The sequence below is a fragment of the Fulverythrobacter fulvus genome, from assembly GCF_037154085.1.
GTDB lineage: Bacteria > Pseudomonadota > Alphaproteobacteria > Sphingomonadales > Sphingomonadaceae > Andeanibacterium > Andeanibacterium fulvum.
Map to the genome: position 1 here is coordinate 481,195 of NZ_JBANRM010000002.1, position 23,104 is coordinate 504,298.

Consider the following 23,104-nt stretch of genomic DNA (forward strand, 5'->3'; position numbering starts at 1 on the left):
CTCATGGGACGAGTGGAGTGTGGAGCGGGGTTCCGAGGCGGGTTTGAGGCCAGTTTGAGGGCAAGACAAAAGGCCGGGGAATCGCTTCCCCGGCCCTCGATCTTTTTCGCGAAGAGGCTGGGCTTAGAAGCCCATGCCGCCCATGCCGCCCATGTCGGGCATTGCCGGGGCCGGCTTGTCTTCCGGCAGTTCGCTGATCGCCGCTTCGGTGGTGATCAGCAGGCCGGCGACGGAAGCCGCATCCTGCAGAGCCGTGCGGACAACCTTGGTCGGGTCGACCACGCCGGCCTTCACGAGGTCTTCATAGACGTCGGTCTGGGCGTTGAAGCCGAGGTTCTCGTCATTGCCGTCCAGCAGCTTGCCCGAGATCACCGCGCCGTCATGACCGGCATTTTCGGCAATCTGGCGAACCGGGGCGTAGAGCGCCTTGCGGACGATATCGATGCCGCGGGTCTGGTCGTCATTCGCGCCAGCCAGGCCTTCGAGGGCCTTGGTGGCGTAAAGGAGAGCCGTACCGCCGCCGGGGACGATGCCTTCTTCAACCGCCGCGCGGGTCGCGTGAAGAGCGTCGTCGACGCGATCCTTGCGTTCCTTCACTTCGACTTCCGAAGCGCCGCCGACCTTGATCACGGCAACACCGCCAGCCAGCTTGGCCAGACGTTCCTGCAGCTTTTCACGGTCGTAATCGCTGGTGGTGACTTCGATCTGGGCGCGGATCTGTTCGACGCGGGCCTTGATCTCGTCGGCATTGCCGGCGCCATCGACGATGGTGGTGTTGTCCTTGTCGATAGTGACCTTCTTGGCCTGGCCGAGCATGCCAACGGTCACGCTTTCCAGCTTGATGCCCAGGTCTTCGCTGATCATTTCACCGGCGGTGAGGATCGCGATGTCCTGCAGCATGGCCTTGCGGCGATCGCCGAAGCCCGGAGCCTTGACTGCAGCAACCTTCAGGCCGCCACGCAGCTTGTTGACCACCAGCGTTGCCAGCGCTTCGCCTTCGATGTCCTCGGCAATGATGAGGAGCGGGCGGCCCGACTGCACGACCGCTTCGAGGATCGGCAGCATGGACTGGAGGTTGGAAAGCTTCTTCTCGTGGATCAGGATATAGGGATTATCCAGTTCCACGGTCATCTTCTCGGGGTTGGTCACGAAATAGGGCGACAGATAGCCGCGGTCGAACTGCATGCCTTCGACGACATCGAGTTCAAACTCGAGGCCCTTGGCCTCTTCCACGGTGATCACGCCTTCCTTGCCGACCTTGTCCATCGCTTCCGCGATCTTCTGGCCGACTTCGGTGTCGCCATTGGCCGAGATGATGCCGACCTGGGCAACTTCCTGCGAACCGGTCACGGCCTTGGAACGCGACTGGAGGTTCGCGATCACCTTGCCGACGGCCAGATCGATGCCGCGCTTCAGGTCCATCGGGTTCATGCCGGCGGCAACCGACTTCATGCCTTCGCGCACGATGGCCTGGGCCAGCACGGTGGCAGTGGTGGTGCCGTCACCGGCGAGGTCGTTCGTCTTGGAAGCGACTTCGCGCAGCATCTGGGCGCCCATGTTCTCGAACTTGTCCTTGAGTTCGATTTCCTTGGCGACCGAAACACCGTCCTTGGTGATGCGGGGAGCGCCGAAGCTCTTGTCGATCACGACGTTGCGGCCCTTGGGGCCCAGCGTGACCTTCACAGCATTGGCGAGCGTGTCGACGCCCTTGAGGATGCGTTCGCGCGCGTCGCGCGAAAATTTCACGTCCTTGGCAGCCATTTTCCTGTTCCTTCTCAAATCGTCATCCCGGCGGAGGCTGGGATCCTGGGCGGCTGGGCCGCCCTTCGAAATGTTCAATCTAGCGGCATGAGATCCTGACTTGCGTCAGGACAGGGGCGTTGCCCTCAGGCAATCACGCCCAGAATGTCGCTTTCCTTCATGATCAGGAGGTCCTGACCGTCGACCTTCACTTCGGTGCCCGACCACTTGCCGAACAGCACGCGATCGCCAGCTTTGACGTCGAGCGGAGTGATGGTGCCGTTTTCGGCGCGAGCGCCCGAACCGACGGCGACGATTTCGCCCTCGCTCGGCTTTTCCTTGGCGCTATCGGGGATGATGATGCCGCCAGCCGTCTTTTCTTCGGCTTCGATACGGCGGACCAGCACGCGGTCGTGCAGCGGACGGAATGCCATGATGATGACCTCTTCCAAAAAATTGATAACAGCGTTGGCACTCTGACGTTGAGAGTGCCAGCGGGCCGCATATGGGTGCACCCCCGCAGAGCGTCAAGCGATTCCCGGCCAGTATTTTTTCGGCTATTTTTTCGGTGCGATCATCCGCCTGGCGGGCGAGGCGAACCGCGGGGGAGAGCCGTTCGGCTCAGGCAGGCAGCAGGCCCAGCCTCTCGCGCCGCATCCAGCGCCGCAGCATCAGCGCGGCGACCACCACCAGGCCGACGGCAAGGCCGATCCATACGCCAACCCCCGCCAACGGGGTATAGAAGCCCAGCGCCAGCGAGCAGCCCAGCCCCGGCACCCAATAGCCGAACACCGCATAGGCCATGGGCAGGCGCGTATCCTGCAGGCCGCGCAGCGAGCCCATCGCCACGGCCTGGATACCGTCGACGAGCTGGAAGGCGGCGGCGACCACCATATAGCTGACGGCAAAGCCCACCATCGTGGCATTGGCGGCATCGTCCACGTCGACATAGGCCGACAGCAGCAGGCGCGGCGCCAGTAGCATCGCGGCGGCCGTGGTCGCCATGAAGGCAGTGCCCGATGCGATGGCTGCCCAGCCGGCAAGGCCAATGGCGGGCAGGTTCTTCGCCCCGTAATGGAAGCCCACGCGGATCGCTGCCGCCTGTCCGATGGCGAAAGGCACCTGGAAGGCGAAGGAAGCGAGATTGAGCGCCAGCGTATGCCCGGCCAGTTCGGCCGGGCCGATCCGGCCCATCAGGAAGGCCGCGCCGCTGAAGAAGCCGGCTTCCGCCACCACGGTGACCGCCACGGGCGCGCCGATCCGCAGGATGTCCAGCAGCCGCGTCCATTCCGCGCGCCAGAAGCGGCCCCAGATGTAATAGCGCCGCAGGATGCGGTTGCGCTGGATGGCCAGCACATAGGCGCCGAAAGTGAAGATGGAGGCGCAGATCGTGGCGATGGCCGATCCGTCGAGGCCCAGGGCAGGCGCGCCCAGATTGCCGAAGACCAGCGCGTAATTGCCGATGCAGTTCACGATCACGCCCAGCCCGGTGATTACCGTGGCATAGACCGGCCTGCCCAGCGCGGAGACGAAAGTGCGCAGCACAGCGGCCATGATGGTGCAGGGCATCGCCCATAGCAGAAGGTCCAGATAGGCGTCGGACAGGTCGGCAATCGCCGGATCCTGCCCGGTCAGCTGCATCAGCCCCTCACCCTGCGCGCACAGGATCATTCCCAGCACCGAAGCGACGATCGCCAGCCACAGGGCCATGCGAGTGGAGCGGCGCACTTCGCGCACGGCATGCTTGCGCCGCCCCAGCTCCGCCGCGATCAGGGCAGCGACCGAGCCGGTCAGGCCGGAAAGGCTCCACACGATCACGCCATAGATCGCGATGGCCAGGCTGGTCGCGGCCAGGGCCTCTTCCCCCAGCCGCGCGACGAAGATCACATCCGTCGCATGCGTTGCCATCTGCAGCAGCCCGGCCAGCGCCAGCGGCACCGCAAGGCGCAGTGTGGCGGCGAGCTCTGATCGCCATGTCGGATGAAGGTCGTCCTTGAACATGCGGCCGGTCCGGATAGGCGCGGGGGTGCCGGGGAGGAAGTAACAATCGTTACCGCTCGGGAATTGCGGGCATTCTGCGGCAGGCTTGCCACAGCACGGCCCTACAAGTGCCCGCAAAGCGCGCAATGCGGCCAGTTAGGGCTTGGCAGAACCCCGCCTTGCGTGCATGGGCCTGCGCGTTTTTATTGAGTCGCATGACGTGACAGGAGTCCTGGTGATGAATTCTGTGAAACTCGCTTCGATGACGGGGCTCGCGCTGCTTCTGGCCGCGTGTGGCGGCGCAAGCAGCGAAGAGCCGACCGCGGAAGAAACCACCGCCGCTCCGGCCGTGGAAGAATCCGCCACGCCTTCCGAAGAAGCTACGCCGACCGCTAGCGAAACCCCTTCGGCTAGCGCCACCCCTAGCGAAGCTGCCACCAAGGCTGCCGCTACCCCGACCCCGGCCGCCAGCGCGACCGTTGCGGCTGCCGCCCCGGCAACCCCGCCGGCCGGCTTCAACATGTGCAAGGCCTGCCACTCGGTCGAAAAGGGCAAGCATGGCATCGGTCCGTCGCTTGCCGGCGTCTACGGCACCAAGGCCGGCGACATTCCGGGCTACGAATTCAGCAAGCCGATGAAGGAATCGGGCCTCAAGTGGAACGACGCCACGCTGGACAAGTATCTGGCCGATCCGCGCGGCACTGTCCCCGGCACGAAGATGAGCTTCGCCGGTCTCAAGGACGAGACCAAGCGCAAGGAAGTGATCGCCTACCTCAAGACGCTCAAGTAAGCGGCCGAGAAACTGGCGGCTGGCGGGCGCAAGGCCCGCTCAGACAAACGAAAAGGGCCGGGGCGATGCTCCGGCCCTTTTGCTTTGCCGGCGAGAGCCTGGCGCTATTCTACCTCGTCCAGCGTCACCCCGGCACGGGTCGCGCGCGAGGCGCTGACGTAGTTGCGCAGCTGGACGTTGCCTTCGTGGCAGGCATATTCGAAGAACTGGTAGGACTGGTCTCGCTGCCAGTCGAGCTGGACGCTCCAGGGCTGAGTGAAGATCACTGGATCGGTCCATGTCATTTCATAGCTGACCTTGTCCGGGCCGGTCATGGTGAAGCGTTCCATCAGCTTGGCCGAGGTGCTGATCGGCGTGTCGTTTTCCGGCGGCGAACCGCTGGTGACGATATTGGTGGCCGAAGGGCCGGGGCGGAAATTGGTCGTCTCCACCACCAGCGTGTTGCCATGTTCCCAGTGGCCCCGGCTCTCGCCCATCCAGTTGCCGATGGCGGCAGGCAGCGGTGCCCGTCCGTCGGTGGGAATGATCCGCGTCTCGTGGATCATCTCCAGCTGGATCGCCACGATGCCGGGGGACTGGAACACGCGGATGCCGTTGTTGTACATCATCGGCAGCATGGAAGCGGGCAGGCCGCGCGTGATGCAGCGGTCCCAGCTGTCGAAATCCTCCGGCCGGTCGAAAGTCTGGTCCTTGCGCCAGCTCGATCGCATCAGGGCGGAGCGGCGCTTGCCTTCTTCGGTCATTTCGGGAAGCCGGCCATTGACCGGTGCGACGAGCAGGGAAGTGCGGCGGTTGACCACGCCCATCTCAACCCAATGTCCTTGGCCCAGCCGGTCCTGCGATTCCTCATTGTCATAGCGCGAGGCGAGGGCGGAAATACGGTCGGCCCGTTCCTTATATTCCGCATCGGTCATGAAGATGCGGTTGCCCTGCTCCGGAGCGCGCTGCATCGGCGTGCCGTTGAGATAGTCGATTGGCCAGGTGCCGCGCAGATCGGGTTCTCCCCAGGCTGTCTTCGCCGCGGCATAGGTGGTGGAAACGGGCGGCAGGACAGTGAGGTCCCCCTCCTGCGCCGTGGCGGCCGAACCCATGGCGGCTAGCCCCGCAAGGCCGGACAGGGCCAGCAGGCCGGTTCTTCCAATCGTCATCACTCTCCCCTTTCGTGGGAGAGGGTAACACGATTAGCGTGCTAAGCAATATCGCGACGGCTTCGGGACCGCGCGAAAGCGGCAAACGAAAAGGGCGGCACCTTGCGGCACCGCCCTTCGCGTAAATCGTCCGGCGAACCGGAAGAAGATTACTTGAGCTCGACGGTGCCGCCGGCTTCTTCGATCTTCTTCTTGATCTCTTCGGCTTCAGCCTTCGAGACGCCTTCCTTGATCGGCTTCGGCGCTTCTTCAACCAGAGCCTTGGCTTCGCCCAGGCCCAGGCCGGTGATGGCGCGGACTTCCTTGATGACGTTGATCTTCTTGCCACCGTCGCCGGTGAGGATCACGTCGAATTCGGTCTTCTCTTCGGCTGCTTCGGCAGCAGCGCCACCGCCGGCGGGAGCCGCAACGGCGACAGCAGCAGCGGCGGAAACGCCCCATGCTTCTTCGAGAGCCTTGGCGAGGTCAGCAGCTTCGAGAACGGTGAGCTGCGACAGTTCTTCTACGATCTTGGCGATATCGGCCATTTGAACTTACTCCAATCAGATAGCTTGGCCCGGGTTCCTGACTGCCAGGAATGTACCGGGTGAACGCTGAAAAAACGTCTTAAGCGGCATCCTTCGCGGCGTAGGCGCCGAAGACGCGCGCCAGCTTCGCCGCCGGAGCGGTGGAGAGCTGAGCGATCTTGGTCGCCGGAGCCTGAACGAGGCCAACAAGCTTTGCCCGCAGCTCGTCGAGCGACGGCAGGGACGCGAGCGCCCTGACACCGGCTTCGTCGAGAAGCGTATTGCCCATGGAACCACCCACGATTTCGAGCTTCGGGTTCGTCTTGGCAAAGTCCACGACTGCCTTTGCGGCGGCTACCGGGTCGACCGAAGTCGCCAGTGCCGTCGGGCCCGACAGAAATTCGTCGAGACCGGCGTAATCCGTGTCCTTGATGGCAAGCTTGGCAAGACGGTTCTTCGCAACCTTGTACGAGCCGCCAGCCTCACGCATTTTCGCGCGCAGTACGGTGGACTGAGCCACCGACAGGCCGAGGTTGCGGGTGACAACCACCACGCCGACCTCGTTGAAAGTCGCGTTGAGCTGGGCGACCGAATCGGCTTTTTGCGAACGATCCATGCCTTACTCCTTCACAATGGCCGCCCGGTTAGGCTCCGGACGACCGGCTACGTTTGACCGTGCCTGATGAAAGGCACGGGCGAGTCCGTTGATGGGAAGGAGGTGCGCACCATCCGATTGGATAAGGGGCGCGAATAGGGCACCGCTTGGCGCGGATGCCTTGAATCTCTTTCCCGTCTAGGCTGGACATTAAGGAGGCCAGATTGCCTCCACCAACTGTCTCGGACGGATGACCGAAAGGCCTGAGCCTGCCGGTCGGGCGGGCCATTGGCGCACAGGGTCGGAAAAGTCAAGCCGTCCAGCGGCGGCGGCCTAGGGGATCACGGCAATTGTATCTCGTCCCAAAGGGTCGAGAATGTTCCCGGTAAAGGGGGAAACATGGGCCAGACGATCTATGAGAGCGGCGCCTATCTGGAGAGCAACCCTGGCTGGCACGAGGCCGACGCGCCTTACAAGGCCGAATGGATTGCCGCGATCCTGAGGCGTAACCGGCTCCAGCCGGCGACGGTCGTGGAAGTGGGCTCCGGGTCGGGAGAGATTCTCGTCCGCCTGCGCCCGTTTCTGACGGATGCCGTGCTCAGCGGCTATGACATCTCATCCAATGCCCATGCGATCGCCGCGCCCAAGCAGGCGCTGGGCCTGACTTTCCATCATGCCGATTTTCACCGCGTGGAGACCCCGTCAGTGGACCTGCTGATGGCGATCGACGTGTTCGAACATGTGGAGGATTATTTCGGCTTCATTCGCGGGCTCAGGTCGCGCGCGGAATGGAAGCTGTTTCACATCCCGCTCGATCTCTCGGTCCAGGGGCTGCTGCGCGGCAAGCCGCTGCTCTATTCGCGGCAGGTGGTGGGGCACCTGCATTACTTCTGCAAGGACACGGCGCTGGCGACCTTGCGCGATTGCGGGCTGGAGATAGTCGACTGGAACTATACGCATGGGGCGGAAGATTTGCCCGGCCGCAAATTGCGCACCCGGCTGCTGAACTTCCCCCGCAAGGCCATGCGTGCGCTGAACGAGGATTTTGCGGTGAGAGTGATGGGCGGGGCATCGATGATGGTGCTGGCCCGATAGGCGAAGCCCCCTGCCGTCTGTGCGGAAGGGGGCGCGTCGCCGGTTCATTCGCTGTCGGGGCCGTCTTCGTAGCCGAGCAGGTCGCCCGGCTGGCACTCGAGTTCCCGGCAGATCGCTTCGAGAGTGGAGAAGCGGATCGCCTTGGCCTTGCCGGTCTTGAGGATCGAGAGGTTGGCGAGAGTAAGGTCGATCCGTTCCGCCAGTTCGGTCAGGGTCATGCGCCGTGCATGCAGCAGGTCGTCCAGTTTCACTATCACGGGCATCACACGGTCCCTTCCAGTTCTTCGCGCATCTCGGCGCCCCGGGTGAAGACCCGGGCAAGGATGAACAGCACGATGGCAAGGCCGATGCCGGTGAGCGAAATGTCGCTGTCGAGCTGGAAGCTGCCTTCCTCGATATTGCTTTCGAGCCAGGTCGAGATCAGGGCCAGCGGCAGGTTCACCAGCTGGACGATGATCGCCAGCCAGCCCATCCGTCGCAATCGGCGGGCATTTTCCTGAGTGAAGGGATCGCCGTGGCCTACTGTGTCGATCACCTGCGCCAGGCGAGTGACGAAATCATAGATGAGGCCGAGCGAGATCAGGGCGAAGAAGAGGGCGAGCGCCACCCCGCCGGTAATCTCCGCCAGGCTGGTCGGCTCGACCTGAACTTTCACATGGTCCGCGATGAAGCTGTTGTCGATCACGCTCACTGCCATGGCGACACCGAGGCCGATCATCCCGATGACAAGGCCGATCCGCACCAGGATCGTGCCGCCCTTCGCCGCGATCAGCAGCGGATCCCTGTTGCCCTTGGACATGGATTGGGTTCCTTCCGTTCGGGCTCAGGCCAGCTGAGGCGCGGCATAGGCCGCGGGGGCCGAGCCGGGGACAGTGATTACCGGCGCCCACAGGGCGACAGCGATGAACAGGGCGGCAAGGCCGGCGGCGAGGTTGGAAGCATATTTGGTCATTTCTCGAACTCCGATATGGCTGATATCGATATTCAATAAGACGAGTCGGCCTTATTGTCAAACGATAATATCGAAAAACAATATGTAGCTTATCGTTTTGCGAGGAAGTGGCGGTTTTCCGCGTTCCGGGCGCGCCTGATTGCATCCTTGCTGCGCCGCAGCGTTTGACAGAATCGGGCCCGTTTCCTATATCCGCCCCTGTCAGATCGCTTCGAGCAAGGCGGGCCCTGCGCGGGGGTTCACTCAGGAAGGAAGCGCTGGCTATCCATAATCGCGACGCAAGCTGCAGCTGCGGCCCCGGTGGGGTGCGTATGCCTGCGGCTTTTTGGCGTTTCGCAATATGGGCCACTCGCGTGTGGCAGAATTCATAAAGTCGGCGTGTAGAGGCGCTGGCGTAACGAAGAAGAGGCAATCTCCTCCATGGCAAGCAAGGCGAAAGCTCCCGCCATTTCCGGCACCGCCAAGAAGCGCATCCGCAAGATCTTCGGCGACATCCACGAAGTGGTGCAGATGCCGAACCTGATCGAGGTTCAGCGCGAAAGCTACGAGCAGTTCCTGCGCTCCAACAAGGAAACGGGCTATGTCTCGGGCCTTGAAAAGACGCTGCGCTCGGTTTTCCCGATCCGCGACTTCGCCGGCACTGCCGAGCTGGACTTCGTCCATTACGAGCTGGAAGACCCCAAGTACGACACCACCGAGTGCCGTCAGCGCGGGATCACTTTCGCTGCGCCGATGAAGGTCACGCTGCGCCTGATCGTGTTCGAAGTGGATTCGGAAACCGAAACCCGCTCCGTCCTCGATATCAAGGAGCAGGACGTCTACATGGGCGACATGCCGCTCATGACCGAGAACGGCACCTTCATCGTCAACGGCACGGAACGCGTGATCGTCAGTCAGATGCACCGTTCGCCGGGCGTGCTGTTCGACCATGACCGCGGCAAGACGCACTCTTCGGGCAAGTTCCTCTTCGCTGCCCGCGTGATCCCCTACCGTGGTTCGTGGCTGGACTTCGAGTTCGACGCCAAGGACATCGTGAACGTGCGTATCGACCGCAAGCGCAAGCTGCCGGTCACTTCGCTGCTCTATGCCCTGGGCATGAATGGCGAGGAAATCCTCAACTACTTCTACAACACCATCACCTGGGCCCGCGTCTCGGGCAAGAATGGCGATGGCTGGAAGATCCCCTTCGTGGCCGAGCAGTGGCGCGGCCAGAAGCCGGGCTTCGCCCTGATCGACGCCAATACGGGCGAGGAAGTGTTCCCCGCCGGCCAGAAAATCAGCCCGCGCGCCGCCAACAAAGCAGCCAAGGACGGCCTGACCGACCTGCTGATCCCGACCGAGGAAATCTTCGGCCGCTATGCCGCCAACGACATGATCGACGAGTCGACCGGCCGCATCTGGATCGAAGCGGGCGACGAAGTCTCGCCGGAAAACCTCGACGCGCTCGACAAGGCTGGCATCGACCGCCTCGAACTGCTCGACATCGATCACGTCAACACCGGTCCGTGGATCCGCAACACCCTGCAGGTCGACAAGGCCGAGAACCGCGACGAAGGTCTGGAAGCGATCTACAAGGTCATGCGTCCGGGCGAACCGCCGACGAAGGAAACTGCCGAAGCCCTGTTCGAAGGCCTGTTCTTCGACGGCGACCGTTATGACCTCTCGGCCGTGGGCCGCGTGAAGCTCAACATGCGTCTTGGCCTCGAATGCGAGGACACCGTCACCACCCTGCGCAGCGACGATATCCTCGCCGTGGTGAAGGAACTGGTGAACCTGAAGGACGGCAAGGGCGAAGTCGACGACATCGACAACCTCGGCAACCGCCGCGTGCGTTCGGTGGGCGAGCTGCTGGAAAACCAGTACCGCGTCGGCCTGCTGCGCATGGAGCGCGCCGTCAAGGAACGCATGAGCTCGGTCGACGTGTCGACCGTGATGCCGAATGACCTCATCAACGCCAAGCCCGCCGTGGCTGCCGTGCGCGAGTTCTTCGGTTCCAGCCAGCTCTCGCAGTTCATGGACCAGACCAACCCGCTGTCGGAAGTCACTCACAAGCGCCGCGTTTCGGCACTTGGGCCGGGCGGTCTTACCCGTGAGCGCGCAGGCTTCGAAGTCCGCGACGTTCACCCGACCCATTATGGCCGTATCTGCCCGATTGAAACGCCGGAAGGCCCGAACATCGGTCTGATCAACTCGCTGGCCTCGTTCAGCCGCGTCAACAAATACGGCTTCATCGAAACCCCGTATCGCCGCGTGCTCGACGGAACGGTGACCGGCGAAGTCGTCTATCTTTCCGCCATGGAAGAGCAGAAGCACGCCGTCGCGCAGGCTTCGGCCGAGCTGGATGCCAATGGCCGCTTCGTGGAAGATCTCGTCTCCGCTCGTGAAAACGGCGAATTCGTGATGCTGCCGCGCGAACAGATCACGCTGATGGACGTTTCGCCCAAGCAGCTCGTCTCGGTTGCCGCCTCGCTCATTCCGTTCCTGGAAAACGACGACGCCAACCGCGCGCTGATGGGTTCCAACATGCAGCGTCAGGCCGTGCCGTTGGTGAAGGCGGAAGCGCCTTTCGTCGGCACCGGCATGGAAGAAACCGTGGCCCGCGATTCCGGCGCTGCCATTGCCGCGCTGCGCGCCGGTGTGGTGGACCAGGTCGACGCGACCCGTATCGTTATCCGCGCTTCGGGCGATATCGAGCCGGGCAAGTCGGGCGTGGACATCTACACGCTGCAGAAGTTCCAGCGTTCGAACCAGAACACCTGCATCAACCAGCGTCCGCTGGTGAAGGTGGGCGACCTGATCGAAAAGGGCGACATCATCGCCGACGGTCCCTCGACCGAGCTGGGCGAACTGGCGCTGGGCCGCAACGTGCTCGTCGCGTTCATGCCCTGGAACGGCTACAATTACGAAGACTCCATCCTGATCTCCGAGCGGATCGTGAAGGAAGACGTCTTCACCTCGATCCATATCGAGGAATTCGAAGTGATGGCCCGCGACACCAAGCTTGGGCCTGAAGACATCACCCGCGACATCCCGAATGTCGGCGAGGAAGCGCTGCGCAACCTCGACGAGGCGGGCATCGTCTACATCGGCGCCGAAGTGCATCCTGGCGACATTCTGGTCGGCAAGATCACGCCCAAGGGCGAAAGCCCGATGACGCCGGAAGAAAAGCTGCTGCGCGCCATCTTCGGTGAAAAGGCCAGCGACGTGCGCGACACTTCGCTTCGCCTGCCGCCGGGCGTTGCCGGCACGATCGTGGAAGTCCGCGTCTTCAACCGTCACGGTATCGAAATCGACGACCGTACCCGCGCGATCCAGAACGAGGAAATCGAACGCCTCCGCAAGGACGCCGAGGACGAACGCGCCATTCTCAACCGTGCGACCTACAACCGCCTGCGCGAAATGCTGGCCGGCCAGGTCGCGTCGGCTGCCCCCAAGGGCATCAAGAAGGGCGTGGAGATCGACGAGGAACTGCTGGAAAGCGTCGACCGTCACGAATGGTTCAAGTTCGCTGTCGCCGATGACACCCGCCAGAGCCAGCTGGAAGCCGTTAAGGCCCAGTATGACGAGGCAGTGAAGCTCATCAACGACAAGTTCGAGGACCGCCGCGAGAAGCTGGAACGGGGCGACGAACTCGCACCGGGCGTGCTCAAGATGGTCAAGGTCTTCGTCGCGGTGAAGCGCAAGCTGCAGCCGGGCGACAAGATGGCCGGCCGTCACGGCAACAAGGGTATCATCAGCCGCATCCTGCCGGCCGAAGACATGCCCTTCCTCGAAGACGGTACTCCGGTGGACTTCGTGCTGAACCCGCTGGGCGTGCCTTCGCGCATGAACGTCGGCCAGATCTTCGAAACCCATCTGGGCTGGGCCGCACGCGGCCTCGGTCGCAAGATCGGCGATGCTCTGGACGCATGGCGCGAAGCCAATCCGAACCCCGAAGCCGGCGCACCGCCGGAAGCGGTCAAGGAACTGCTCAAGGAAGTCTACGGCTCGAACTATACCGACGAGATCGAGAGCCGTGGCACCGACGCTATCGTGGAACTGGCGCAGAACGTTCGCAACGGCGTGCCCATGGGCTCTCCGGTGTTCGACGGCGCGGTGGAAGCCGACGTTTCGGCGATGCTCCGGCTCGCCGGGCTCGACGAATCCGGGCAGGTGACCCTGCTCGATGGCCGTACCGGCGAGGCGTTCGACCGCAAGGTCACCGTCGGCTGCAAGTATGTCCTGAAGCTGCACCACCTTGTCGACGACAAGATCCATGCCCGTTCGATCGGCCCCTACTCGCTCGTCACCCAGCAGCCGCTGGGCGGTAAGGCGCAGTTCGGCGGCCAGCGCTTCGGGGAAATGGAGGTCTGGGCGCTCCAGGCCTATGGCGCGGCCTACACGCTGCAGGAAATGCTGACGGTGAAGTCGGACGACGTGGTCGGCCGCACCAAGGTCTATGACGCGATCGTCAAGGGTGACGATACGTTCGAGGCCGGCATTCCCGAAAGCTTCAACGTGCTCGTCAAGGAAATGCGCAGCCTTGGCCTCAATGTCGAACTCAAGTCGGTTGAAGACGAAGAGGACGACGAAGGTTTCGCCGAGGCGGCTGAGTAAGTGGTTGCGATGGCCAAGAGCAGGGCGCTGGATTGGATGATCCGCGGCCTGTGCGGGGTCATCGCAATTTTCAACGTCACACAACTGACCGGTTTGGAAATCTCTCCACCGATCAAAGGCGTTGGGCAAGCACTTACGTCATTGTTTTTAATAGGATTTCTTGTCTTGGCAATTGCTCGCCAAGCGCAGATTGGCCCCTTTAGAGGGATTGAAAAATGAACGACCTGACCAAGTTCACCAACCAGCTGGCCAAGCCGGACACCTTCGACCAGATCCAGATCGGGATCGCCTCGCCTGAGCGCATCCGTTCCTGGTCCTTCGGCGAGATCAAGAAGCCGGAAACGATCAACTATCGTACCTTCAAGCCGGAACGCGACGGCCTGTTTTGCGCGCGCATCTTCGGCCCCGTGAAGGACTACGAGTGCCTGTGCGGCAAGTACAAGCGCATGAAGTACAAGGGCGTCGTCTGCGAAAAGTGCGGCGTCGAAGTCACCGTGACCAAGGTGCGCCGCGAGCGCATGGGCCATATCGAACTGGCCGCGCCCGTTGCGCACATCTGGTTCCTCAAGTCGCTGCCCTCGCGCATCGGCCTGCTGCTCGACATGCAACTCAAGCAGCTTGAGCGCATCCTCTATTTCGAAAGCTATGTGGTGATCGAGCCGGGCCTGACCCCGCTTGAGAAGTACCAGCTGCTGACCGAAGACGAGCTGCTCGACGCGCAGGACGAATATGGCGAAGACGCCTTCTCCGCCGGCATCGGCGCGGAAGCGGTCAAGCACATGCTGATGGATCTGGACCTTGTGCGCGAGCGCGAGGAACTGCTTGAGGAACTGGCCACCACCAAGTCGGCCCTCAAGCCCAAGAAGATCATCAAGCGCCTGAAGGTCGTGGAAAGCTTCATCGATTCCGGCAACCGCCCGGAATGGATGATCCTGGAAGTCGTGCCGGTCATCCCGCCCGAACTGCGCCCGCTGGTTCCGCTGGATGGCGGCCGCTTCGCGACGTCGGACCTCAACGACCTGTATCGCCGCGTGATCAACCGCAACAACCGCCTCAAGCGCCTGATGGAGCTGCGCGCGCCGGACATCATCGTCCGCAACGAAAAGCGCATGTTGCAGGAAGCCGTCGACGCCCTGTTCGACAATGGCCGTCGCGGCCGTGTCATCACCGGCGCCAACAAGCGTCCGCTCAAGTCGCTGTCCGACATGCTCAAGGGCAAGCAGGGCCGCTTCCGTCAGAACCTGCTCGGCAAGCGCGTCGACTATTCGGGCCGTTCCGTGATTGTGACCGGTCCGGAACTCAAGCTGCACCAGTGCGGTCTGCCCAAGAAGATGGCGCTCGAACTGTTCAAGCCGTTCATCTACGCCCGCCTCGATGCCAAGGGTCTCTCCATGACCCTGAAGCAGGCCAAGAAGTGGGTCGAAAAGGAACGCAAGGAAGTCTGGGACATCCTGGACGAAGTGATCCGCGAACACCCCGTGCTGCTGAACCGCGCGCCGACCCTGCACCGTCTGGGCATTCAGGCCTTCGAACCCGTGCTGATCGAAGGCAAGGCGATCCAGCTGCACCCGCTCGTCTGCTCGGCCTTCAACGCCGACTTCGACGGTGACCAGATGGCCGTCCACGTGCCGCTTTCGCTGGAAGCCCAGCTGGAAGCCCGCGTGCTGATGATGTCCACCAACAACATCCTCTCGCCCGCCAACGGCAAGCCGATCATCGTGCCTTCGCAGGACATGGTGCTGGGCCTCTACTACCTCTCGATGGAGCGCGAAGGCGATCCGGGCGAGGGCATGATCCTGTCGGACATGGCCGAAGTGCACCAGGCGCTGGAAGTGAAGGCGGTGACGCTGCACACCAAGATCACTAGCCGCGTGCCGCAGACCGGCGAAGACGGTGTGGAGCGCATGGTGCGCTATGAAACCACGCCGGGTCGCATGTTGATCGGCGAATGCCTGCCCAAGAACCACAAGGTTCCCTTCGACGTCGTCAATCGCCTTCTCACCAAGAAGGACATCGGTGACGTGATCGACGAAGTCTATCGTCACACCGGCCAGAAGGACACGGTGCTGTTCGCCGACGCCATCATGGCGCTGGGCTTCCGCCACGCCTGCCGCGCCGGTATCTCGTTCGGCAAGGATGACATGATCATCCCGGCTTCGAAGACCGAGCTGGTCGATCAGACCAAGGCGCTGGTTGCCGATTACGAGCAGCAGTATCAGGACGGCTTCATCACCCAGCAGGAAAAGTACAACAAGGTGATCGACGCCTGGAGCCGTTGCGGCGATCAGGTGGCGAATGCCATGATGGAAGAACTACGCGCCACTCCGCTGGACGAGAACGGCCGTCAGAAGCCGATCAACTCGATCTACATGATGAGCCACTCCGGCGCCCGTGGTAGCCCGGCCCAGATGAAGCAGCTTGGCGGTATGCGCGGCCTTATGGCCAAGCCGTCGGGCGAAATCATCGAGACGCCGATCATCTCGAACTTCAAGGAAGGTCTGACCGTTCTTGAATACTTCAACTCCACGCACGGCGCCCGTAAGGGTCTGGCCGACACCGCGCTCAAGACGGCGAACTCGGGTTACCTGACCCGCCGTCTGGTCGACGTGTCGCAGGATTGCGTGATTGTCGAGGAAGACTGCAAGACCACGAACGCGCTGGAAATGCGCGCCATCGTGCAGGGCGGCTCCACCATCGCCTCGCTGGGCGAGCGTATCCTGGGCCGTACCGCGGCCGAGGATCTGGTGAACGTCAAGACCGGCGAAGTGATCGTGAAGGCGGGCACGCTGATCGACGAACCGATGGTGAAGGCCATCGAGGAAGCGGAAGTGCAGTCGGCCAAGATCCGCAGCCCGCTGGTCTGCGAAGCAGCCCAGGGCGTGTGCGGCACCTGCTACGGCCGTGACCTTGCTCGCGGTACGCCGGTGAACATCGGCGAGGCCGTGGGCGTGATTGCGGCGCAGTCGATCGGTGAACCGGGTACGCAGCTGACCATGCGTACCTTCCACATCGGCGGCGCGGCGCAGGTGAACGAAACCTCGCACCTCGAAGCCATCTCGGTGGGCCGCATCGAATATCGCGACATGCCGACCATCAAGGACAAGCGCGGGCGCATGCTCTCGCTGGCCCGGAACGGCGAAATCCTCGTGATCGACGCGGAAGGCCGTGAACGCGAAATCCACAAGGTGCCTTACGGTACCGTCCTGATGCACAAGGACGGCGACAAGGTGAAGGAAGGCGATCGCCTGGCCGAGTGGGATCCGTTCACCCTGCCGATCATCACCGAACAGTCGGGCGTGGTGCGTTACCAGGACCTGCTGGACGGCAAGACCCTGACCGAGCAGACCGACGAAGCCACTGGCATGACCAGCCGCGTGGTGACGGAATATCGCGCTTCGGCCAGCCGTTCCAAGAAGGAAGACCTGCGTCCGCGCCTGACCCTGCTGAACGAGGGTTCGGACGAGACCGAGGCGGCGCGCTACATGCTCGCCCCGGGCACGACGCTGTCGGTGGAAGACGGCCAGCAGGTCGAAGCGGGCGACATTCTCGCCCGTGCGACCCGCGAAGCCGCCAAGACCCGCGACATCACCGGCGGTCTGCCGCGCGTTGCCGAACTGTTCGAAGCACGCAAGCCGAAGGATAACGCGATCATCGCCAAGATCAGCGGCCGGATCGAATTCGTCCGCGACTACAAGGCGAAGCGCAAGATCGCGATTATTCCCGAGGAAGGCGAACCGGTCGAGTACCTGATCCCCAAGAGCAAGGTGATCGACGTTCAGGAAGGCGACTTCGTGAAGAAGGGCGACAACCTGATCTCGGGCAGCCCCGATCCGCACGACATCCTCGAAGTGCTCGGCGTGGAAGCGCTGGCCGAATATCTCGTGGCCGAAATCCAGGAAGTCTATCGACTCCAGGGCGTGAAGATCAACGACAAGCACATCGAAGTGATCGTTCGCCAGATGCTGCAGAAGGTCGAGATCACCGATGGCGGGGACACCACCCTGCTGCCGGGCGAACAGGTCGACTACGAGGAAATGAACGAGGTCAATTCCAAGCTGCCCAAGGGCAAGCAGCCGGCCAGCGGCAACCCGGTTCTGCTGGGTATCACCAAGGCCAGCCTGCAGACCCGTTCGTTCATCTCGGCCGCGTCGTTCCAGGAAACCACTCGCGTGCTCACGCAGGCGGCCGTGGAAGGCAAGAAGGACACGCTGATCGGCCTGAAGGAAAACGTGATCGTGGGCCGTCTCATCCCCGCCGGTACCGGCGCGGGCATGAACCGCATCCGCGTCGCCGCTTCCAGCCGCGATGCCGCACTGCGTGCCTCCTACCGCAAGCTGCAGGAAGTGATCATCGCTCCTGACAGTGCGGAAGAAGAACATGCCGCTGAACTGCTGCGCGATCCGGCCGACGACACCGGCAATGACGCGCTGGCCCGGGTGGAAGGCGAAACCCACGGCACCGATGCCGATGCGGGCGATTACCTGAACCCCGAAGCGGCCGACGAAGCAACGGGCGAGGAATAAGTCCCACCCGCCTTCGTGCGAATAAACAGAAAACCCCGCCGGAGCGATCCGGCGGGGTTTTTCTTTGGTGTGGGGCTGGCCTAATCGCGGAAGCGCTGTTTCCGCAGTATTTTGGCCGTATCCACATAATCACGCATCGCTCTGCCGTGCCGCCGCTGAAGGTCGAAGGCATGCGCGATTTCTCTCGGCCGTTCGCAGCCGAACTCGGCCAGTATGGCGGCCATTGCCCCGAAGTCGCCCTTCTTCATGGCCTGCATCCAGTCGCTTTTGCGGTCTGAAGCGTGGATCTGCTGGAAGATCGGCCTGGGGGGTGTCTTGCCGATCAGATCGGCATCGACCAGCGGCCTTTCCCACGCATGGTCACGAAACCAGGCAGGGATCGGTCGGCCGACCCTCGCCCAGAACTCCAGCACTTCCACCTGGCGGACGGTCATGCATGCACAGGCTCCCGAATTGCGAATGTGGCATGCATTGGGGGGATCCCCGATTGGAGTTTCACTAGAGTAAGCGATCTCGTCTCGTAAGCTGAAGTGCATCCCGCTCTTGATGGCTATGTCGTAGCGGTTGCCACAAACGCACTGGCAGTGGACCAGCGCGACTTCGCCTGCAAAGAAGTACGCGTCCCGGGGCCGGAAGGGCGTGTAGCGTGGAAATCCATCGACCCACCACAGGGGCTTGTCGGAAACACGCTCAAGAATATCGTCATGGCGGACATACATGACGGCATCCTGCGGCAGTCAGTTTGAAATATTGTGAACCCACGGCCGGGAGAAAATACTGCGACTGGGCGCAGGTTCCGCCAGAAACCGCAGAAGATTGGGAAATTCGGCAAAAGAAGTGCTTCGATGAGGAATCTCGTTCAGTCCACGGCGGAGCATTAAGGCCTTCGGGTCAGCATTCTGTTTCAACAATCTACGAAAAACCCGGGGCACATTGCTATGCCCCGGCTCTGCGGCGTCATCGGGCTGCTATCAGACTTTCTTCTGCTTCTTCCGTGCCTTGATCTCATCCGGCGAGGGGATCACCTGTCGCAGCTCCGCGATTGCATCGTCTGCCGCAATGTAGCGTTCGGCGCTGACGCCAGGTTCGTCCGGATCGACGAAGCGGACAAACGCGAAGGTCAGGGAGCCATAATAGCTTTTGATGTCGGACAGAGAGAGCATCATGGTGAAGCCCTGTTTGCCGGCCGCCTTGGCCTGCAGCGCTGAGTGGAGCACGATGGAATCGATGGTAACCTGCCGATTGCCGAAGGCGCCGATGCGCCAAAGCCCGGTGTCTTCGTCGGGCTTGGAACTCATCATCTTCGACTTGGCGATGCGCCATGTGTCTTTCGAGCGGCCTTCGAATTCGCCGATCTTGGCATAGGGCCAGATGAGCGTGAACAGCGTGTCCTTGTCCGTATCCTTCTGCAACTTGACCGCCATTGCGGCGTCCCGGCGTTCCTTCCACAGCTCGTCCGGTGTGTGTGCCAGCATGCCGGTCAGTTCTTCAGCCGGGGCGCCTTCGCGCAGGATGCGGTTGGCTTCCATCACCGCGCCCAGGCTGGGTTCCAGCCATTGCGAGCGGGCTGCGAAGCTGCGCCGTGCCTGGACGATGTTTCCGTCATGGGCGAGCTGCAGAATGTCATGCAGGTCGAGCAGTTCCACTGTCCTGGAGCTGTTATCCTCCGGAACGCCGCGATTGCGCCGGTCGACGATGTTGTTCCTTGCGAACTCGGCGCGTTCGCGCGCGCGCTCCCAGTTTCCGGCGAGGGCATGACTGAGTGCGGTCTGGGCGTACAAGCCGGAATTGGCTTCTTCAGGCTTCAACTCGTCGAGTGCTTTCAGCACCTCTTCAAATTTGCTGGCGGCCTCGGCAAACCGGCCTTGCTCTTCAAGCACTCGGGCGTAGGAGAAAAATGACTCGGGCTGAAAACGCTGCAGCCGATTCAGAACGAGTTCGGTTTCTGGCTCGCTCTCGCGGCGAAATTCGAGATATGTCCTGGCAGTAACCAGCGGAACGTAACTGAAGGCCAAGCCCTCAGTCCGCCTGACCGAGGCCTTTTGTGCCCCAGCCACATCGTCCAGACGCAGCAGGGCTTCCGCCTCGATATTGTCGAACGACAGGCCCATCGAGCGATCGAAATAGGGGTTGCCCACCAGTCCGAGCGTCTTTGCCTCATCACGTGCCTTGGCCACATCGTCCAGCGCGACCCGGTAGTCCTTTGCCTCGATCCGGTGAAGCGACCGGGCGAGGATCAGCGGAATGCGGCGCAGGCCGTTGGTTTCAGCCTTTTCACCGTCGATCAGCTGGGTGCAGGCATCTACGCCCGCCTGCCCGAACAAGCGCTTGGAGGCATCCGGCGCTTCGGGCGATTTGGCAAAGATGCCCAGCAGGGTAACTGCCCCGAGGATGCGCGCGAAGTTCTCGCCGTCGCTCATATTATTGGGGTTGCCGTCGCAGCGCAGATAGAGCGAGCCGAGCCGCTTTTCCTCTTCCTTGCGTGCCAGTTTTTCTTCGGGCGTTTCCGCCCCGGCAGCGCTCGCGCTGCAAACCATTGCGGCGGCCGCAGCCGCCAGCGCCAAACGTTTCATCATTTCAGTGCCCCCGGTTTCCCCGTTTCGTGCCGGTTCTTGTCCAAGATGCCGCAATCCGCAAGTCCGCGAATTTCCGGAACAGACTGGGAGTTCCCGCGACCAAGCGCACAGCAAAAAGGAAGGCCGGGGCACCTTGCGATGCCCCGGCCAGCCTGTCGTTCGATTGAGGTGTCGGATCAGAGACCGACGACGCCGCCATCGTCCTTGGTGATGGCGACCACGGCCGAGCGCGGTCGGCCCGAATAGGTGCCGCCCTGGCTCTGCGGCCAGTTGCTGCTGGGCGTGGCGGCCGAACCGTTTTCACCCGGATGCTGGATGCCGACAAACAGGGTGCGGCCGTCCGGAGTGGTGTCCACGCCGGTGATCTCGCATTCCAGCGGGCCGGTGAGGAAGCGCTTCAGCGTGCCTGCCGTCGCGGCAGTGCCGGCCTGGGTGGTCTGCACCGCCGTGGCGCCGCCAGTGCCGCTATTGGTGATGGTCTTGCTGCCGCCATCGCCCACGAAGCCGGGGAGGGCCGCCAGCATCTGGTTGTTGGTCCGGTCAGTGAAGGCGCCATCGTCGGTCTGGATCCACAGCAGCGGACGCAGGTGGCCGGCCGGGTTCTGCGTGCGCGAGAACCACAAGCCGTCCGGGCTGGAGAAGTCGTTGCCGGCATCCAGGCCCGAGATGTTCACATCCGCGCCGGCTTCCGCCGAATCCGCGCCGAACAGGTAGATGTCCCAGATGAAGCTGGTGGCAGCCTGATTGTCCCCGCCTTCGCGGATGCGGATGATGTGGCCATTGGCATTGCCATAGCTGTTGCCCGGCTGGCTGACATAGTGACGCGGATTGGCCGCATCGGTGCCGTTGAGCGGGCGGCCCGACGAGTTGTTATTGGTCAGCGTCAGGTAGATTTCGCCAGTGCGCGGATTGCAGGCGGTCCATTCCGGGCGGTCCATCGGGGTCGCGCCCACCGCGTCGGCGGCAAGGCGGGTGTTGACCAGAATGTCCTGCTGGTTCTGGAACACATATTCCGGATCGTTGCCTGCGGCCGGGCGGTTGGGCACCTGACCGTGGACCAGCGGCAGCCAGCTGCCAGTGCCGTCGGCATTGAACTTGGCGACGTAGAGCGTGCCCGAGTCCAGATATTTGTCGCCGATGGTCAGGCGGTTTTCCGCCAGAGCATCACGCGAATCCCAGGCGACGCTGGACACGAACTTGTAGAAATATTCGCGGCGGGCATCGTCGCCCATATAGACGGCGACCTTGCGGCCGGATTCCAGCTTGCCCAGCCATGCGCCTTCATGGCCGAAGCGGCCCAGGGCCGTGCGCTTGCGGGGCTTGCTGGCGGGATCGTAGGGATCGATTTCCACGACCCAGCCCATCTGGTTGGGCTCGTTCCGGTAATCCTGCACCGCGGTCAGCCCTTCGGTGGCGCGGGCGTCCCAGCGGCGGAAGCGGGTGTCGGAGGGATTGGCGGGCGTCACGCTCGACCAGGCATAATTGCCGGCGCTGCCGGTCACGCCATAGCGGCGCAGCGAGGTCAGTTCGCGGGCGCTGCGCAGGGCATCGTCGCCACTACGCTTGAAGTAGCCGGCCCAGTTTTCCTCGCAGGTCAGGTTGGTGCCCCATTCGGTATGGCCGTTGGCGCAATTGTTGATCGTGCCGCGACCCTGCGTGCCATCGGTGGAATAGACGGTCTTGAGGAAGTCCGAACCCTTCGCCGGGCCGTTGAACTGCATCGGCGTGTTGGGCGTGATGCGGTGGTTGAAGGCGCTGTCCTTCACCCAGCTCCAGCCGGCGCGGCGATCCGACTTGTATTCGGTGATGCTGACGCCGTGGGCGTCGATTTCCTTGACCGCCTCGGCTTCCGGACGCGGGCCGGATGCGACATTGGTGGGGCCGTTGGGGTGGAGGTACTGGATGTTCAGGTTCTCGTGGTTCTGCACCAGCAGGCCGCGCTTGGACGAATTGTCGTTGCGCTTGCCGTTCGGGCTCAGGCCGAAGAAGTGCAGCGCGTCGCCATGGTCGCCGATGCGCTTGTCGAAATCGGTGTCGGTGCCGTCATTCTTGTAATCGGCAACGCCCGCCGCGATCGGATCGCCAAGGCGCGTCATTACCTGCACCGAATAGCCCTGCGGCACGGTGACGATGTCGTTGCGGTTCTTGTCCACTGCCTGGAAGCTGAGCTTGGCCGGGCTGACCAGCACGCGGGCAAGCCCGTTCAGCAGCGAAAAGACGAGCGTGGTGACGTTCGAAACGGCCGGAGCGATGAAGGAGATGCGGCCATCTTCCTCGGTGACCAGCTCCACTTCAGGGCCTTCGACCTGTTTCCAGTCCTTGCCGGCGCTGGTGGTGAGTTCCACGGCCTGGCCGGTGGTGACGGCGACTTCCTGGTTCACGGCCACGGTCTTGCCGCCATCGGTGCCGCCGAGGATATCCTCGGTGCAGCCCGTCAGCATGGCGCCGCCGAGGAAGGCCGCGCTGCTGGCGGCAAGGCCGCCGCGCATCACCGAGCGGCGCGAATGGCGCGCGTCGGCGAGTTCCCACAGGGTCTGGCCGGGAGTGTTGTTGGTGTCGACATCGCCATCGGTATAGCCGTGGCCGGGAATCAGATCGGTCAT

General features: G+C 62.8%; 17 protein-coding genes. 5 read left to right on the forward strand and 12 right to left on the reverse strand.

Translation table 11 applies throughout. The annotated features are described in order from the left end of the window. Positions 1–123: 123 nt before the first annotated feature. The 3 genes from groL to WFP36_RS08150 all read right to left on the reverse strand — a co-directional run bounded on the left by groL (position 124) and on the right by WFP36_RS08150 (position 3,741). Positions 124–1,761 (reverse strand): chaperonin GroEL, encoded by a 1,638-nt coding sequence (groL, locus tag WFP36_RS08140; RefSeq protein ID WP_226795254.1) that lies wholly within the window; start codon positions 1,759–1,761, stop codon positions 124–126. A 125-nt stretch (positions 1,762–1,886) separates the two neighbouring features. Further along, the gene (gene groES / locus WFP36_RS08145) at positions 1,887–2,174 is read right to left on the reverse strand and encodes a co-chaperone GroES (protein WP_226795255.1); all 288 of its coding nucleotides are present in this window, start codon (positions 2,172–2,174) and stop codon (positions 1,887–1,889) included. 187 nt (positions 2,175–2,361) lie between these two features. Then, entirely contained in the window at positions 2,362–3,741 is a 1,380-nt protein-coding gene (locus tag WFP36_RS08150; RefSeq protein ID WP_336979521.1) for an MATE family efflux transporter, read from the reverse strand. Positions 3,742–3,958: 217 nt separating this feature from the next. Between WFP36_RS08150 and WFP36_RS08155 the strand changes: the two genes are divergently transcribed. Continuing rightward, entirely contained in the window at positions 3,959–4,510 is a 552-nt protein-coding gene (locus tag WFP36_RS08155; protein WP_336979523.1) for a c-type cytochrome, read from the forward strand. 104 nt (positions 4,511–4,614) lie between these two features. Here the strand turns inward: WFP36_RS08155 and WFP36_RS08160 are convergent, their stop codons facing one another. From WFP36_RS08160 to rplJ, 3 genes are all read right to left on the reverse strand, one after another. After that, a complete protein-coding gene (locus WFP36_RS08160) occupies positions 4,615–5,658 on the reverse strand; it encodes a hypothetical protein (RefSeq protein WP_336979525.1) in 1,044 nt (347 codons plus the stop codon). Between the two features lie 149 nt (positions 5,659–5,807). Next, positions 5,808–6,185, reverse strand: coding sequence for a 50S ribosomal protein L7/L12 (gene rplL / locus WFP36_RS08165; RefSeq protein ID WP_226795259.1), 378 nt, complete (start codon positions 6,183–6,185; stop codon positions 5,808–5,810). Positions 6,186–6,264: 79 nt separating this feature from the next. Beyond that, the gene (gene rplJ, locus WFP36_RS08170; protein WP_336979527.1) at positions 6,265–6,780 is read right to left on the reverse strand and encodes a 50S ribosomal protein L10; all 516 of its coding nucleotides are present in this window, start codon (positions 6,778–6,780) and stop codon (positions 6,265–6,267) included. 378 nt (positions 6,781–7,158) lie between these two features. Here rplJ and WFP36_RS08175 point away from each other — a divergent pair, with 378 nt between their 5' ends. Further along, on the forward strand, positions 7,159–7,854 hold the full coding sequence (locus WFP36_RS08175) for a class I SAM-dependent methyltransferase (protein WP_336979529.1): 696 nt from the start codon (positions 7,159–7,161) through the stop codon (positions 7,852–7,854). A gap of 44 nt (positions 7,855–7,898) precedes the next feature. Here the strand turns inward: WFP36_RS08175 and WFP36_RS08180 are convergent, their stop codons facing one another. From WFP36_RS08180 to WFP36_RS08190, 3 genes are read right to left on the reverse strand one after another with little or no spacing between them, the layout of a single operon-like run. Continuing rightward, the gene (locus WFP36_RS08180; RefSeq protein ID WP_336979531.1) at positions 7,899–8,117 is read right to left on the reverse strand and encodes a helix-turn-helix domain-containing protein; all 219 of its coding nucleotides are present in this window, start codon (positions 8,115–8,117) and stop codon (positions 7,899–7,901) included. Further along, complete coding sequence (locus tag WFP36_RS08185; RefSeq protein WP_336979533.1) at positions 8,117–8,653, reverse strand: DUF2975 domain-containing protein; 537 nt, start codon at positions 8,651–8,653, stop codon at positions 8,117–8,119. Before WFP36_RS08185 ends, WFP36_RS08180 begins: the two co-directional genes overlap by 1 nt. Before the next feature lie 24 nt (positions 8,654–8,677). After that, positions 8,678–8,806, reverse strand: coding sequence for a hypothetical protein (locus WFP36_RS08190; protein ID WP_336979534.1), 129 nt, complete (start codon positions 8,804–8,806; stop codon positions 8,678–8,680). A gap of 420 nt (positions 8,807–9,226) precedes the next feature. On the opposite strand from WFP36_RS08190, the gene rpoB reads away from it, so the two are divergent. Genes rpoB through rpoC form a run of 3 tightly spaced genes read left to right on the forward strand, consistent with a single transcriptional unit; the run spans position 9,227 to position 17,925 of the window. Next, positions 9,227–13,402: a DNA-directed RNA polymerase subunit beta gene (gene rpoB / locus WFP36_RS08195; RefSeq protein ID WP_336979536.1), complete on the forward strand. Its 4,176-nt coding sequence runs from the start codon at positions 9,227–9,229 to the stop codon at positions 13,400–13,402. A 9-nt stretch (positions 13,403–13,411) separates the two neighbouring features. Next, positions 13,412–13,621, forward strand: a complete 210-nt coding sequence (locus WFP36_RS08200) for a hypothetical protein (RefSeq protein ID WP_336979538.1) — start codon at positions 13,412–13,414, stop codon at positions 13,619–13,621. Then, positions 13,618–17,925: a DNA-directed RNA polymerase subunit beta' gene (gene rpoC / locus WFP36_RS08205; RefSeq protein ID WP_054531138.1), complete on the forward strand. Its 4,308-nt coding sequence runs from the start codon at positions 13,618–13,620 to the stop codon at positions 17,923–17,925. The genes WFP36_RS08200 and rpoC overlap by 4 nt, the downstream gene beginning before the upstream one ends. Positions 17,926–18,005: 80 nt before the next feature. Here rpoC and WFP36_RS08210 read toward each other — a convergent pair whose 3' ends face one another. The 3 genes from WFP36_RS08210 to WFP36_RS08220 all read right to left on the reverse strand — a co-directional run bounded on the left by WFP36_RS08210 (position 18,006) and on the right by WFP36_RS08220 (position 23,104). Then, positions 18,006–18,644 carry a hypothetical protein gene (locus tag WFP36_RS08210; protein WP_336979541.1) on the reverse strand — a complete coding sequence of 213 codons (639 nt, stop codon included), beginning with the start codon at positions 18,642–18,644 and terminating at the stop codon, positions 18,006–18,008. 252 nt (positions 18,645–18,896) lie between these two features. Next, a complete protein-coding gene (locus WFP36_RS08215) occupies positions 18,897–20,501 on the reverse strand; it encodes a tetratricopeptide repeat protein (RefSeq protein WP_336979543.1) in 1,605 nt (534 codons plus the stop codon). Between the two features lie 176 nt (positions 20,502–20,677). Further along, positions 20,678–23,104: a PhoX family protein gene (locus WFP36_RS08220; RefSeq protein WP_336979545.1), complete on the reverse strand. Its 2,427-nt coding sequence runs from the start codon at positions 23,102–23,104 to the stop codon at positions 20,678–20,680.

What these genes read in the sequence shown, in the direction of transcription:
- groL (WP_226795254.1), bottom strand. Translation starts at nt 1,761, where the DNA reads ATGGCTGCCAAGGACGTGAAATTTTCGCGCGACGCGCGCGAACGCATC.
- groES (WP_226795255.1), bottom strand. Translation starts at nt 2,174, where the DNA reads ATGGCATTCCGTCCGCTGCACGACCGCGTGCTGGTCCGCCGTATCGAA.
- WFP36_RS08150 (WP_336979521.1), bottom strand. Translation starts at nt 3,741, where the DNA reads ATGTTCAAGGACGACCTTCATCCGACATGGCGATCAGAGCTCGCCGCC.
- WFP36_RS08155 (WP_336979523.1), top strand. Translation starts at nt 3,959, where the DNA reads ATGAATTCTGTGAAACTCGCTTCGATGACGGGGCTCGCGCTGCTTCTG.
- WFP36_RS08160 (WP_336979525.1), bottom strand. Translation starts at nt 5,658, where the DNA reads ATGACGATTGGAAGAACCGGCCTGCTGGCCCTGTCCGGCCTTGCGGGG.
- rplL (WP_226795259.1), bottom strand. Translation starts at nt 6,185, where the DNA reads ATGGCCGATATCGCCAAGATCGTAGAAGAACTGTCGCAGCTCACCGTT.
- rplJ (WP_336979527.1), bottom strand. Translation starts at nt 6,780, where the DNA reads ATGGATCGTTCGCAAAAAGCCGATTCGGTCGCCCAGCTCAACGCGACT.
- WFP36_RS08175 (WP_336979529.1), top strand. Translation starts at nt 7,159, where the DNA reads ATGGGCCAGACGATCTATGAGAGCGGCGCCTATCTGGAGAGCAACCCT.
- WFP36_RS08180 (WP_336979531.1), bottom strand. Translation starts at nt 8,117, where the DNA reads ATGCCCGTGATAGTGAAACTGGACGACCTGCTGCATGCACGGCGCATG.
- WFP36_RS08185 (WP_336979533.1), bottom strand. Translation starts at nt 8,653, where the DNA reads ATGTCCAAGGGCAACAGGGATCCGCTGCTGATCGCGGCGAAGGGCGGC.
- WFP36_RS08190 (WP_336979534.1), bottom strand. Translation starts at nt 8,806, where the DNA reads ATGACCAAATATGCTTCCAACCTCGCCGCCGGCCTTGCCGCCCTGTTC.
- rpoB (WP_336979536.1), top strand. Translation starts at nt 9,227, where the DNA reads ATGGCAAGCAAGGCGAAAGCTCCCGCCATTTCCGGCACCGCCAAGAAG.
- WFP36_RS08200 (WP_336979538.1), top strand. Translation starts at nt 13,412, where the DNA reads ATGGCCAAGAGCAGGGCGCTGGATTGGATGATCCGCGGCCTGTGCGGG.
- rpoC (WP_054531138.1), top strand. Translation starts at nt 13,618, where the DNA reads ATGAACGACCTGACCAAGTTCACCAACCAGCTGGCCAAGCCGGACACC.
- WFP36_RS08210 (WP_336979541.1), bottom strand. Translation starts at nt 18,644, where the DNA reads ATGTATGTCCGCCATGACGATATTCTTGAGCGTGTTTCCGACAAGCCC.
- WFP36_RS08215 (WP_336979543.1), bottom strand. Translation starts at nt 20,501, where the DNA reads ATGATGAAACGTTTGGCGCTGGCGGCTGCGGCCGCCGCAATGGTTTGC.
- WFP36_RS08220 (WP_336979545.1), bottom strand. Translation starts at nt 23,104, where the DNA reads ATGACCGATCTGATTCCCGGCCACGGCTATACCGATGGCGATGTCGAC.